This window comes from Isoptericola sp. NPDC057391, from assembly GCF_042668085.1.
Lineage (GTDB): Bacteria > Actinomycetota > Actinomycetes > Actinomycetales > Cellulomonadaceae > Isoptericola.
In genome coordinates this window covers 1-13,593 of sequence record NZ_JBHVBO010000116.1, presented here as the reverse complement: position 1 = coordinate 13,593, position 13,593 = coordinate 1, and the positions used below count along the sequence as shown (strand labels likewise).

10 protein-coding genes are annotated in these 13,593 nt (G+C 74.7%); 2 read left to right on the top strand and 8 right to left on the bottom strand.

What is annotated here, in order from left to right; translation table 11 throughout:
- Positions 1-132: 132 nt before the first annotated feature.
- From ACFUVW_RS14325 to ACFUVW_RS14295, 7 genes are all read right to left on the bottom strand, one after another.
- Positions 133-2,097, bottom strand: coding sequence for a DUF6807 family protein (locus tag ACFUVW_RS14325; protein ID WP_430571996.1), 1,965 nt, complete (start codon positions 2,095-2,097; stop codon positions 133-135).
- A complete protein-coding gene (locus ACFUVW_RS14320; RefSeq protein ID WP_430571995.1) occupies positions 2,097-3,629 on the bottom strand; it encodes a family 43 glycosylhydrolase in 1,533 nt (510 codons plus the stop codon). Before ACFUVW_RS14320 ends, ACFUVW_RS14325 begins: the two co-directional genes overlap by 1 nt.
- A 188-nt stretch (positions 3,630-3,817) precedes the next feature.
- On the bottom strand, positions 3,818-5,140 hold the full coding sequence (locus ACFUVW_RS14315) for a glycoside hydrolase family 125 protein (protein ID WP_430571994.1): 1,323 nt from the start codon (positions 5,138-5,140) through the stop codon (positions 3,818-3,820).
- Positions 5,128-7,434 carry a glycoside hydrolase family 3 protein gene (locus ACFUVW_RS14310; protein ID WP_430571993.1) on the bottom strand — a complete coding sequence of 769 codons (2,307 nt, stop codon included), beginning with the start codon at positions 7,432-7,434 and terminating at the stop codon, positions 5,128-5,130. The genes ACFUVW_RS14315 and ACFUVW_RS14310 overlap by 13 nt, the downstream gene beginning before the upstream one ends.
- Positions 7,431-8,285 carry a carbohydrate ABC transporter permease gene (locus tag ACFUVW_RS14305; protein WP_430571992.1) on the bottom strand — a complete coding sequence of 285 codons (855 nt, stop codon included), beginning with the start codon at positions 8,283-8,285 and terminating at the stop codon, positions 7,431-7,433. The genes ACFUVW_RS14310 and ACFUVW_RS14305 overlap by 4 nt, the downstream gene beginning before the upstream one ends.
- 26 nt (positions 8,286-8,311) lie before the next feature.
- Positions 8,312-9,244 carry a carbohydrate ABC transporter permease gene (locus tag ACFUVW_RS14300; RefSeq protein ID WP_430571991.1) on the bottom strand — a complete coding sequence of 311 codons (933 nt, stop codon included), beginning with the start codon at positions 9,242-9,244 and terminating at the stop codon, positions 8,312-8,314.
- Positions 9,245-9,269: 25 nt separating this feature from the next.
- Positions 9,270-10,556: an ABC transporter substrate-binding protein gene (locus ACFUVW_RS14295; RefSeq protein WP_430571990.1), complete on the bottom strand. Its 1,287-nt coding sequence runs from the start codon at positions 10,554-10,556 to the stop codon at positions 9,270-9,272.
- 170 nt (positions 10,557-10,726) lie between these two features.
- Between ACFUVW_RS14295 and ACFUVW_RS14290 the strand changes: the two genes are divergently transcribed.
- Entirely contained in the window at positions 10,727-11,770 is a 1,044-nt protein-coding gene (locus ACFUVW_RS14290) for a LacI family DNA-binding transcriptional regulator (protein WP_430571989.1), read from the top strand.
- Positions 11,767-13,017, top strand: coding sequence for a glycosyl hydrolase (locus tag ACFUVW_RS14285; protein ID WP_430571988.1), 1,251 nt, complete (start codon positions 11,767-11,769; stop codon positions 13,015-13,017). The genes ACFUVW_RS14290 and ACFUVW_RS14285 overlap by 4 nt, the downstream gene beginning before the upstream one ends.
- Positions 13,018-13,021: 4 nt before the next feature.
- On the opposite strand, the gene ACFUVW_RS14280 is transcribed toward ACFUVW_RS14285, so the two are convergent.
- Complete coding sequence (locus tag ACFUVW_RS14280) at positions 13,022-13,453, bottom strand: hypothetical protein (protein WP_430571987.1); 432 nt, start codon at positions 13,451-13,453, stop codon at positions 13,022-13,024.
- Positions 13,454-13,593: the final 140 nt, after the last annotated feature.

Sequence of the window (13,593 nt, the reverse complement as noted above, 5' to 3'; positions counted from 1 at the left end):
GGGGGGGGTGTTGCCCCCCCCCCCCCTCTCCCCGGCCGGCGGGGGCGGCGCGCGGCCGGGCGCACCCCGCCCCCCGCCCCAAACCCCCCTCGCCCCGCTCGCCCGACCGAGGTTTCGGCCCGATCAAACAACTCAGGCAGTGACAGCCCCCACGCGCCCGACCGCGAGGTCCGCCACGTCGCCCGCGCCGGCGATGTCGAGGCGCCGGTCGACGACGGCGGCCACGACGTCGACCTCGAGCGCCGACCCGGGCCGCACCGTGCGCACCGTGTCCCAGGCGAGCGCCGGGCCCAGGCCCACGTAGTCGCCCACGCGGGCGAACCACGGGTCGGGGTCCCCGGAGGGCTGCGCCAGCACCAGCGTGGTCCACGCCGCCCCGCTGCGTCGCACGACCGCCACCCAGCGGGTGCGCGAGCCGTGCATGTCCGCGCCGCGGTCGGGGCTCAGGGCGTAGGCCTCGTCTCCCGACGGCAGCCGCCAGAACCAGCCGCCGTACCCGGCCCCCGGGCGGCCGTTGGTCGCCGGGCTGCCGATCTCCACGTCGGCGTCGCCCGCGCTCAGGGTGCCGCGCCACCGGAGCGCCCACGCGTCGACCTCCGGCAGCACCACCGCGGTGAGGCGTCGCTCCTCCGTCAGCTGCACGCCGCCGCGCTCGTCCAGCCAGCGCAGCTCCTGGGTGAGCGTGGCGCCGTCGTCCGACACCTCCGTGCGACCGGCCTCCTGGCGACCGTGGTTCGCGAGCAGCGTCGGCCCCTGGTCGCGCACGTACGTGCGCCCGCCCCAGTGGCTGGTGCCGTCCACGTCGGCCACCGCCATCGAGACGCCGTAGTGGTGACGGTGGTCCAGCGGGCTCTTCGCCGTCATGGCGACGCCCTGCGCCGAGTGCACCGGGTGCAGGAAGGGCCTCGGGCTGTGCACCCCGGGCATCCCCTCGCCCCGCGAGTAGCGACCCAGCGGCCGGTCGTCGCCGACGCCGAGCACCCAGTCGTCGCCGACGGGCCGCCACCGGGCCCGGACGGTGTCGTCGCGGGCGTGCGCGCGCCCCGCGAGGTCCGCCGACGTCACGCCGAGTCGCCGCGCCGGCGGGACCGGGCCGGTGCTGCCCCGCACCACCAGCCCCGGGGTCACGTGCACGGCGACGCCCTCCGCGCCGAGCCGCGTGCGCTCGGTGCCGAGCACGCGGGCGTGCAGCAGCTCCCAGGCGCGGCGGCCCAGGTCGGCCTGCGGCACGGCGGCCGTGGTCAGCGAGGGCGTCGCGTAGCGGGCGAGCTCGATGTCGTCGAAGCCGCCGATCGAGATGTCCCCCGGCACCGCCACGCCCGCCTCGTTGAGCCGCGCGAGGAGGCCGAACGCGACCAGGTCGTTGAACGCGATGACGCCCGTCGCGCCGGTGGCGAGCACCGCGTCCGCCGCGCGGTACCCGGCGTCCACGGTGGGTCCGCAGGGCACGGTCGTGACGCGCAGCCCCGGGTGCCGCTCGCGGGCGTCGTCGAGCGCCCGGGCGCGCAGCGCGTTCGACGCGCTCGAGCGCGGGCCGGCGACGTACGCGAGCTCGCGGTGCCCGAGCGCGACCAGGTGGTCCACCATGCTGCGCACGCCGGCCGCGTAGTCGACGCGCACGCTCGGCACGGTGAGGCCGGGCACGTGCCGGTTGACCACGACCACCGGTTCCAGCCGCGGCAGGAGCTCCAGCAGCGCGTCCTCGGACGTGCGCGGCGCGGCCAGCACCAGCGCGTCGCACCGCAGCCGTGCCTCGAGCGCGACCTCGGCCTCGTCGGCGGTGTTCTCGGCCGTGTCGGCCACCAGGACGCGGTAGTCGTGCGGCGCGGCCGCCGCCATCGTGCCCCGCAGGATCTGCTGGAACATCGGGTTCGCCAGGTCGGGCACGACCAGCGCGACGGAGTTGGTGCGGCCCAGCGACAGGCTGCGGGCCACCCGGCTGGGCTGGTAGCGCAGGTCCCGGGCGGCGACGCGCACCCGCTCGGCGATGTCCCGGGCGACGCTCGCCCGGCCGTTCATCACCCGCGACACCGTGGCCCGCGACACCCCGGCGGCGGCCGCGACCTCGTCGATCGTGGGTCCGCCGGAGCGGGCCATCACGCGTCCTTCCCGGCCACGGTGACGCGCACCGGGCCGAAGGTGCCGCCGTCGTCGGGCCGCAGGTCGGCCCCGAGCGGGGCGCTCGCGAACAGGCCGACCTCCGCGCCGATCCAGTGGCCCACGTGCGCCTGCCACGGCGGCCCGGCCTCGTGCCACCCCGGGTCGTCGGTGTCGTCGGTGCCGTCGTCGGTCCGCCAGCCCCACGTCACGGCACCCTCCGCGTCGACGGCGGCGCGCACGACGACGCTCGTGGCGCCGCCGGGCACGGGCTCCTGCGCGACGATCTCCTCGTCGCCGTGGGCGCCGCCGCGCCGCACCGTCACCTCCACGCCGCCGGGGGTGCGGACCAGGCCCGTCCAGGCGTACTCGCGGCCGAGGACGACGACGCCCGCGCGGGTGCCGGGCGCGTCGCCGATGAGCCCGACCCGGGTCTCCCACGTGCTCGGCTGTCCCGGAAGCTGCTGGCACAGGACGGCGCCCTGGTCGCGCAGGTTGCCCCGCGGCGACGGCTGCGCGGGCAGCCGCAGCGTGCCGCCGCCGTCGGCCACCGCCCAGCCCTCGGCCGGGTTCGCCTGCCAGTGCCAGCGGGGCGCGAGACCTGGGGAGGCGAAGTCGTCGCTGCGCGCCGGCTCGCCCGGCTCGGCGCCCGGCGCCGGCGTCGGGTGCGTGAGCACCGGGGCGCCCTCGTCGCCCAGGACGGGCCAGCCGTCGTCGTCCCACCGCACCGGCTGCAGGTGCACGACCCGCCCGAACACGCCGCGGTCCTGGAAGTGCAGGAACCAGTCGTCGCCGTCGGGGGTGTCCACCCACGCGCCCTGGTGCGGGCCGTTCACCGGGGTGTCGCCCTGGGCCAGCACCACGCGGTGCTCGTACGGCCCCCACACCGACCTCGAGCGGAAGGCGACCTGGTAGCCGGTCGCGACGCCGCCCGCCGGCGCGAAGATCCAGTACCAGCCGTCGCGCTGGTACAGCTTGGGGCCCTCGAGCGTGCGGAAGCCGGGCAGCTCGTCGCCGTCGACCACCGTGCGCGCCGGCCCGACGACGCGGCGCAGGGCCGCGTCCACCTCGACCACCGTGAGCCGGTTCTTCACCCCGGCCCGGCTCTTGGCCCAGCCGTGGACGAGGTAGGCGCGCCCGTCCTCGTCCCACAGCGGGCACGGGTCGATGAGGCCCTGGCCCGGGATCAGGCACCACGGCGCCGACCACGGGCCGCGCGGGTCCTCGGCGGTGAGGACGAAGATCCCGTGGTCCGGGTCGGGGTAGACGATCCAGAACAGGCCGTCGTGGTGACGCAGGCTGGGCGCCCACACCCCCGAGCCGTGGCGGGGGAGCGCGTAGTGCGCCGCGGGCGGCACGGCGGGCAGCGCGTTCGCCACGTGCTCCCAGGACACGAGGTCGCGCGAGTGCAGGACGGGCAGCCCGGGGGCGCGGTTGAAGCTGGACGCGACGAGCCAGTAGTCGTCCCCGACGCGCACCGCGTCGGGGTCCGGCCAGTCCGCGTCGAGGACCGGGTTGCTGTAGTGGGTCATGGTCGCCTTCCGTCACGTCGCTGGGACAGTCGGCGAGAAACCGTGAGAAACCGGTTCCCGCCGTGCTGCGCCCAGCCTAGCAACCGGTTTCCGCCGGAGGGAACGCCACGGGGTGACGGAGCTGCGCCGCGCGCGGGGTCGGAGAGGCGCGACGTCGCGGGCGACGACCGCCCGGTGACCTGGGGCGGTCAGGCGTCGGCGTCGTCCGCCGCGGCGAGCGCGAGCTCGCAGAACATCGAGTCGGCCCACGAGAACCAGGGCCGGGAGAAGGCCGTGGGGTCCGACGGGTCGAAGCTCTCGTGCACGCGCCCGGTGCCGCCGTCGGTGTCCGCGATCAGGTGCAGGAGGCGCAGGCGGTCCTCGGGCGTGCCCGTCAGGCCCTCGACGGCGAGCGCGATGGGCCACACCCGGCCGGGCTTCGTGTGCGGGCTGCCGACGCCCGCCGCCACGGTGCCCGAGAACCAGTACGGGTTCGCCGGGCTGAGCACGAAGCCGCGCGTGGCACGCCAGACCTCGTCGTCGAGCACGTCCGGGGCGATCAACGGCAGCGAGAGGAGGGACGGCGTGTTGGCGTCGTCCATGCACAGGACGCCGCCGAGCCCGTCGACCTCGTACGCGTAGATCCGCTCGCCGGAGGCGGGGGAGGCCGCCGGGGACCGCACGATCCCGTGCGCCTCGACGCCGTCGACGAGCTCGCGGGACAGCACGCGCGCGTCGTCGGCCAGGGTGCGGTCGCCGTAGACCTCGTCCGCGATCTCCGCCAGGGCCCGGAGCGCCTGCGCGGCGAAGAGGTTCGCGGGCACGTTGTAACCGTAGGTGCAGGCGTCGTCGGACGGCCGGAACGCGCTCCAGGTCATGCCCGTGAAGCCGACCGGAGTGCCGCGGCCCTCGCGTGCCAGCGTCTCGGTGGGGATCGTCGTGTCGCGGGAGAAGCGATAGGGCGACTCCTCGTGGCGCTGCTCGGTGCGGAGCTGGTCGACGACGGTGCGCAGCACGCGGTGGGCGCGGGGGTCGAGGGCGTCGGTGCGGCCCGTCTCGCGCCACAGCCGGTGGGCGAGCGTGACCGGGTAGGCCAAGCTGTCGACCTCGTACTTCTGCTCCCACACGTGCGGGTCGTCGCAGACGTCGTCGGGGTCGTAGTGCGCGCCGGTGGGGCCGTCGTTGAACGCGTTGGCGTACGGGTCGTGGTCCAGGCAGGCGAGCTGGCGGCGGACCACGGCGGCGACGAGGTCGGCGAGGGGAGCGCAGTCGCCCACGAACCGCAGGTAGGGCGTCAGCTGCGTGGTCGAGTCGCGCAGCCACATCGCGGGGATGTCGCCCGTGATGACGAACGCGCTGCCGTCCGCGCCGATCGTGATCGTGTCGGTCAGGGTGCGCCGCAGCGCGGCGGCGACCATCGCGCCGACGCGCTCGCCCGCGACGGCCCGCACGCGGTCCGCGGCCGCGCGCACCGTCTCCTCGATCGCCGGGTCGAGGGGGCCCGGCGTCCCGGGCGTGCTCAGCGTTCCCACGGCGTGGCGCCCTCCTGGTCGGTGACGCGCACGGTCGTGGCGCCGGCGGGCTCGTCGGTGTCGGGGCCGCACCACACGCCGACGGTGACGGGCACGGCCGTCGGCGTGCCGGAGGCCCATGAGCCGAGCTCGTCGAGGCCGAGCCGGAACGTCACCGCCGTCGTCGTGCCGGGGCCGACGGTCGCGCGCCGGACGCCCAGGAGCGTGCGGCGGCGCGGGCGCACCCCGCGCTCGTGGCGCCGTCCGTAGAGGGGCACGGAGACGGCCGCGGCCGTCGGCCCGTCGTTCGTGACGTCGACGGTCACCACGGCGGCCTCGCCCTCGGCCAGCCCGGCCGCGCCGACCGTCGCGGGTCCCGGGCGCACGACGGTGGTGATCCCGGGGGAGTGCGCCGTGCCGAGCGGCAGCCCGCGCAGCACGGGGTTGTCGGCGTAGGCGCGTGCGGTCTCCATCCGCTCGTCGTGCGCGACGGGCACGACGCCGTCGGCCGCGGGGAAGGTGGCCGGGAGCCGGCCCGAGGCGGAGCCGGTGAGCAGCACGTCGGCGATCGCGGCGCCGCCGCCGGGGCCGGGGAAGGGGACGACGAGCAGCGCGTCGACGAGCGGCAGCAGCCCGCTGAGGACCCGCGGCCGACCGTCGACGACGACGCCGACCACGGGCCGCCCGGAGGCGCGCGCGGTGCGCGCGACGTCGAGCTGGGCCGGCGGCAGCGCCACCGACGACAGGTCGACGCCCTCGCCGTTGGTCGTGTCGGGGGCGGGGCCCGCGACGGCGCCGTTGTCGGCGAACTCGTCGTCGTAGCTGCGGCGGCTGGTCCCACCCAGCACGACGACGGCGACGTCGGACGCCGCGCACGCCTCGCGCACGGCGTCGAGGGCGCCGGTCCCGTCCGGCTGCTCGTCGGGCTGCTCGGCGAGGGGGCCGCGCAGGCGGCTGCCCGGGGCGTGGTGCACGCGCTCGGCGCCGAGCCGGGCCGCGAGCGCGGAGCGCACGGTGGACGACCCGGGGTCGGCGGGCGGGCGCGGCGGCGTGTAGTCGCCGAGCTGCGCGTCCAGGTCGTCGGCGTTCGGCCCGACGACGGCGACGGTCGCGTCTCCCGGCAGCGGCAGCACGCCGTCGTCGCGCACGAGGACCACGGACTGGCGCGCGGCGCGCTCGACGAGCGCGACGACGTCGCGGGACGGGGCGTCCTGGGTGCCGTGCGCGGCGGGGGCGGACGGCGCCTCGCCCAGCAGGCCGAGCCGCCGCTTGAGGCCGAGCACGCGGTCGACGGCGCGGTCGAGCACGGCCTCGGAGACGAGCCCGCGGTCCAGGGCCTCCTCGAGGTGCGTGAACGCCTCGTCCCAGAGGCTGAGGTCCACCCCGGCCTGCAGCGCGAGCGCCGCGGCGGAGGCCGGGTCGGGGGCGCTGTCGCGCAGGCGGTCGATCGCGGTGCCGTCCGCCATGACGAGCCCCCGCCAGCCCCACGACTCGCGGATCGTGCCCGTGAGCAGCTCCTCGTTCGCGCTGCAGGGCACGCCGTCGACGTCGTTGTACGCGGCCATGTACCCCGAGACGCCGGCCCGGGCCGCGGCGAACGCGGGGCGCAGGTGCAGCTCGCCCAGCTCCCGGCGCCCGATCGGGGCCCCGGAGCCGTTGCGGCCGCCGATGCCCGCGCCCTGGCCGGCGAGGTGCTTGGCCACGACCGCGACGTGGTCGCCGTCGATCGGGTCGTCGCACGACGTCGTGCCCTGCATGCCGCGCACCGTGGCCCCGACGAGCGCGGCGGCCAGCGCCGGGTCCTCCGAGAAGCACTCCTCGGCGCGGCCCCAGCGCGGGTCGCGCAGCACGTCCAGGCCCGACACGAGGGCAACATGGGTGCCGCGGGCGCGGGCCTCCGCCGCCACGAGGGCGCCGAGCTCCTCGGTGAGCGCGGCGTCCATCCCGGCGCCCAGCGCGAGGTTGACGGGCAGCGTCGTCCCGCCGAGTGCCATCAGCCCGTGCGGGGCCTCCTCGACGAACAGGACGGGCAGGCCGTCGCCGTACCGCGTCACGTGCTCCTGCACCGCGGCGTACGCCTCGGCGCTGCGCTCCGGCGGCACGCCGTTCTCCCAGCGCACCGCGGACCACGGGTCCGCGCGCAGCACGCCGTAGAGCGCGCCGAGCCCGCCCCACCGGTCGACCTCGGCGCGCAGGACGTCGGTGACCCGGGGTGCGCCGTCGACCCAGCGGACCGCCTCCCAGCCCTTGAGGCGCTGGTTGACCTGGCCGACGCGGGTGCGCAGGGGCAGCGCGGAGGCGGCGACGGGCGTCATCCCTTGACCGCCCCCGACAGCAGCGCGCGCTGCATCTGCCGCTGCAGCACCGTGTAGACGAGGTAGACGGGCAGCAGCGTGAACAGCGTGCCGGCCATGAGCACGCCGTAGTCCGTGCCGGCGTCCACCTTGAGGGTCGGCAGTGCCACCTGGATGGTGCGCTGCGCCGTGTCCGGGCCGATGAGGATCAGCGGGTACAGGTAGGCGTTCCAGAAGGACAGGAAGTTGAGCAGCAGCACCGTGGCGATGCCGGGGATGCAGATGGGCAGGTAGACCTGGCGCAGCACCTGCAGCGAGGTGGCGCCGTCCATCGACGCGGCCTCCTCGAGCTCCCGCGGGATCGTCCGCATGAACGACGTGAGGATGACGACCGACAGCGGCAGCGCGGTGGCCGGCAGCAGGAACACCACGAACGTGCGCGTGTGGAAGAGGCCGAGCGCCGCCGCGAGCAGGAACGTCGGGAAGAGCGCCGCGAACGACGGGATGAGGAAGCCGAGCGCGAAGGCGCCCTCGACGACCTTGCCGGCCCGCCCCCGGGCGCGGGCCAGCGCGAACGACGCGGGCAGCGCGAGGACGAGCGTGAGGACCAGGGCGCCGAGCGTCGTCAGCACCGAGTTCGCGATGGCGAGCCAGAGGTCCGCCTGGTCGATCGCCGTCACGAAGTTCGACAGGTCCCACGTCGTCGGCAGCGCCAGCGGGGACTCGAAGATCTCCTCGTTGTCCTTGAACGACGAGACGACGAAGTAGTAGAAGGGCACGATCAGCAGGGCGGCGTAGATCCAGGCGAGCGTGCCGCTCGTGATCGAGCCGATGCGGTCGCGCAGGGGGAGGGCTGCGGTGCGCCGGGCCATGGCGGTCTCCTTGGGCAGGTCGGGGATCAGTGGGTCGCGCGGAGCACGCGGCGGATGGCGCCCATGCCCAGCAGCCCGATCACGAAGAGGATGACGCCGACGGCCTGGCTGTAGCCCAGGTCGGCCTCGACGAACGCCTTCTGGTAGATGAGGTAGGCCAGCGTCGTCGTCGACGTGCCGGGCCCGCCCTGGGTCAGCAGCAGCACGTTCTGCGCAGAGTTGAACAGCATCGACAGGAACTGCAGCATCGTGACCACGCCGATGAAGTCGCGGGCGATGGGCCAGTACATGCGCCACGCGATGCGCCAGTCGCCGGCGCCGTCGATCCGCGCCGCCGAGACGATCTCGGCGTCGATGCCGTCGAGGCGGGAGGCGATGAGCACCGCGGAGTAGCCGATGCCGCTCCACAGCTCGACGGCGATGATCGCCCCCAGCGCCGTGGCCGGGTCGGCGAGCCACGCGGTGCCGTCGAACCCGAGCGGGCGCAGGACGCCGTTGACGAGGCCGTCCGGGTTGAGCATCGCGTAGAACACCATCGCCGTGGCGGGGGCGGAGATGAGCGCCGGGATGAAGAGCAGGTAGCGCAGCACGCGGTGCCCACGGGGCTTCTGCACCACGTAGAACGCGAGCAGGAACGCCAGCACGATCATGACCGGCAGGCCCACGACGATCTGGACGGCGGAGTTGCGCGTCGCGGCCCAGAACGTCTCGTCGGAGAACACGGCGGCGAAGTTGCCGAGCCCGGCGAAGGTCGGCGTGACGAGCATGCCCGGCCAGGACAGGAACGCGATGACGAACATCGCGACCACGGGGCCGATCATGAACACCGCGTACCAGACGAGCGCGGGCAGGGCGAGGCCCGGGAACCGCTCGCGGAGCGTCCGGCGTGGTGTCCGGGACGTGGTCGGCGGTGGGGTGCTGGCGGCGGCCGGGGCGCCGGCGTCGACGAGCGCGGTCATGGGGATCCTTTCGTGGCGCCGGCGGTCAGGCCGCGTCGTAGGACTTCTCGAACGCGTCGACGATCCGTTCGGCGGACGCGGAGGACCCGTAGGCCATGGCGGTCACCTTGATCATCGGTTCGAAGACGGAGTCGGGGATGAGCAGGTCGGGCAGCATCACGGGCGTGACGTCGTCGTCGGTGAGGCGGGACGCCTGCGCGACCAGCGGGAAGTCCTGGCTGACCGTGTCGGTGACGCGGTTCATGTCACGGCCCGAGCCCAGGATGAACGCGTCGGTGACCTCGTCGGAGTACAGCTCCTGGACGAACGGCTTGATGAGGTCGAGCTTGTCGGCGCCGTTCTCGCTGATCCAGATGCCGTGCCCGTTGTAGCTCTTGATGACGCTCGGGCGGGTCAGCACGCCGCCGCTCGAGGGGACGGGCCAGCCACCGACGGTGACCTCCTTCGCCCGCTCGTCCGGGACGAGCGCGAGGGCCGAGGACATCGCGGGCACGATGGCGGCCTTGCGGGTGTTGAACTGCGTGAGCTCGGAGTCCGAGGTGTACCCCTGCACGTCGTCGACGAAGACGCCCGCGTCCCGCAGCTCGACGAAGTGCTCCACGCCGGCGACGGCTCCGGCGCTCTCGGAGAGCTTGCCGGTGGAGAAGACGGTGCGCGCCTCCTCCTGGCTCAGGAAGCCCTGGAGGATCTGCAGGAACAGCTTCTGCCCGCTCCAGTCGGAGCCGCCCACCGTGACCGGCCCGATGCCCTTCGAGCGCAGGGCGTCCGCGACGACGACGAGCTCGTCCGAGGTGGTGGGGATCTCGACACCGGCCTCCTCGAGCAGGCCGGTGTTGAACGACACGGGCCAGTTGGTGCGCGTGAAGGGGAACGCCCGCAGCCGGCCCTCCTCGTCGGTCCACTCGGCCACGGCCTCGGGGAGGATCTTGTCGCGCAGGTCCCAGGCGTCGAGCAGGTCCGTCACGGGGATGGTGGCGCCCGCGCCCGTCCAGCCCAGCGTGCGGCCCATCATGTTGACGACGGCGACGTCCGCCTCCTTGCCCGCGAGCGTGCTCGTCTCGAAGACGATGGGCAGGTCGGAGCCGTTCTTGAGCTGCGCGACGGTGCGCCCGGTGCGGCGCTGGTACGCGGCGACGACGTCCGCGAACACCTGGGCGCCGGCGACGGCGCCGCTGAGCTGGGTGTGCACGGAGATCGAACCCGGGCCGCTGGAGGCGGGCACGAGGGCCCCGCAGCTCGCGAGGAGCGGCGTGGCGATGGCGCTGCCGAACACGGCCTTCAGCACGGCACGCCTGCTGACGTCGTGGGTCACGGAGCCTCCCTGGGAGCTACGGTGCATCGTTCGGGTGGTCGGAGACCGTTCTCCGACACCGCCTCTTGTAAAGCGGTACACATCAAGTGGCGTGCAACGTATACCGCTTTACATGCGAGGGTCAACCCCCTACTCTCGGACGCACCATGACTGCAACGAGCCCGAAACGCGTGACGATCGCGGACGTCGCCCGGCGAGCCGGAGTCTCGCCCTCCGCCGTGTCGCACGCCTTCAACGGGCGCCCCAACGTGTCCGAGGCGACGGCGGCTCGGATCCGCGCGGCGGCCGACGCGCTCAACTGGCGGCCGAACTACGCGAGCCGCAAGGTCTCCGGGCAGGGCGGGCGCAGCCTCGGGCTCGTCATCGCCCGCTCGCGGGAGACCTTCGGGCGGGACCCGTTCTTCATGCGCCTCCTCGCCGGGCTCACGGAGCCGCTCGCGGACATCGGTTGGTCGCTCTCGCTGACGCTCGTGCAGGCTGACGAGGAGGAGCGGGTCTACCGGCAGTGGTGGGGCGAGCAGCGCGTCGACGCGTTCCTGCTCGTCGACGTGCGCGACGACGACCCGCGCCTGGCCCTCGTCAAGCAGCTCGGCGCCCCCGCGGCGCTGCTCGGGGCGCCGGTCGAGGACGGCGTCGCCGCCGTCACCGTGCAGGACGAGTCGGCGTTCACCACCGTCCTCGACCACCTCGCCGGCCTGGGCCACCGCAGCGTCGCCCGCGTCACCGACGCCCCCGGCCTCGCGCACACCGGGGCCCGCGACCGGCGCTTCGCGAGCGCGGCCGCCGAGCTGGGGATCGAGGCAGGCTTCGTCGCCTGGGACCCGGCGGCCGACGACCCGGTCGCGGAGCTCCTCGGCAGGCTCGGCGCCGCCACCGCCATCGTCGTCGACAGCGAGTCGATCGCCGCCCAGATCGTCGCGCACGCGCCGGAGGTCGGCGTCCGGGTGCCGGACCAGCTGTCCGTGGTGGCCTGGGAGGACTCCTGGGTCTCCTCCCTCGTGCGGCCGCGGCTCACCGCCCTCGACGCCCCCGTCGAGGAGAGCGCGCGCACCGCGGTCGCGCTGCTCGAACGACTCGTGCGCGGCGAGGCCGCCGAGTCCCGGACCGTCAGCGGCCGCCGGCTGGTGGTCCGCGACTCGACGGCGCCGGCCCCCGGTCACCACCCCAGCACCCCGACACAGCAGCAACCCCGACACAGCGAGGAAGCACCTTGACTTCGACCGTGCCGCGCTTCGGCGTCAACTACACCCCGTCCCGTGACTGGATGTTCCAGTGGATGGCCGTCGACCCCGACGTCGTCCGCGCCGACTTCGAGGCGATCGCCGGGCTCGGGGTCGACCACGTCCGCGTCTTCCCCCTGTGGCCCGTGCTGCAGCCGAACCGCACGCTGGTCCGTCGGCGTGCCCTCGACGACGTCGCGCTGGTGACCGACGTCGCCGCCGAGTTCGGGCTCGACGTCGCGGTCGACGTCATCCAGGGCCACATGTCGGGCTTCGACTTCGTCCCGGCGTGGCTCGTGAACTGGCACGACGGCAACATGTTCGCCGACCAGGGCGCGGTCGACGCCCAGGCCGCCCTCGTGGCCGCCGTCTACGACGCCGTGCGCGACCGCCCGAACTTCCTGGGCCTCACGCTCGGGAACGAGCTCAACCAGTTCTTGGAGCCGAACCCGGCGGCCATGCCGGCCACGACCGACCAGGTGACCCACTGGCTCACCTCGCTCCTGGAGGCGCCGCGCGACCGCGACCCGCGCCACGTCGTCGTGCACAGCGAGAACGACCACCTCTGGTACTGGGACGACCACTCGTTCCTGCCCGAGCACGCGGCGCGCCTCGGCGACATGACGACCGTGCACTCCTGGATCTTCAACGGCACGGCGGCGCGCTACGGCGCCCTCTCGCCGCAGTCCGTGCGGCACGCGGAGTGGATGATCGAGCTGTCGAAGGCCTTCGCCACGGACCCGGGGCGCCAGGTGTGGCTCCAGGAGGTCGGAGCCCCGTCGATGAACCTCGCCGAGGCGGAGATGCCCGAGTTCTGCTCGCGCACGGTCGAGGCGGCCCTCACCTCGAGCGACCTGTTCGCCGTCACCTGGTGGTGCTCGCACGACGTCACGCGCGAGCTCGCGGACTACAAGGACCTCGAGTACTCGCTCGGGCTGCTCGACACCGAGAACCGGGTCAAGCCGCTCGGCCACCGGTTCGCCGAGGTCGTCGCGGACGCCCGGCGCGGCGCGCTGACGCTCGCGCAGCCGCGCACCGTCGGCGTCGTGGTCGACGTCGACGACGCCGACCTCCCGCGCTCGCGGCCCTCGCTCGGGCCGGGTGGTGCCGTCTTCGAGCTGTGGCACGAGCTGCGCGAGCGCGGCGCGGACGTCACCGTCGTGACGAGCACGACCGCGGCCGACCCGGCGGCGCTCGCCGCCCGGGGCGTGTCCGAGGTCGTGCGCGCCGAGGTGCGCTGAGGCGTCAGCCCGCCGCGGCGCGCACCAGCGCGGTGAGCCTCTCCTCGAACGCGGGGGTCCAGGCGAGCACGGCGAAGGCGGTCGGCCAGAAGTCGCCGTCGTCGAGCTGTGCCACGCCCTCGAAGCCGACGGTCGCGTAACGGGTGCCGAACTTGGCGGCGGGCTGCATGAACACGACGATCTTGCCGTCGGCGTTCGCGAAGCCCGGCATGCCGTAGTACGTCTTCGGCACCAGCGCGGGCGCGACCTCGGTCACGACCCGGTACAGCCCCTCGGCGATCTCGCGGTCGGTGCCCTCGAGGGGCTCGATCGCCTCGCGCACCGCCTTCTCGCCGGCGGCGCGGTTCCTCCCCGCCTTCTCCTGCTCGCGCAGCTCCTTGGCGCGTTGCTTGACGGCGGCGCGCTCGTCGGCGCTCAGACCCTCGGACGTGGCCATGACGTTCCTCCCGGCTGGTGGTGCGGCGCCCCGTCGGCGTCGCACCGCCCACGCTAGGGAGCGCCGGCCCGCAGCGCTTCTCCGATCCTGACCGGATCCCGGTGGACCGTGGGGAACGACGACGCCCCGCCGCCCGGGGA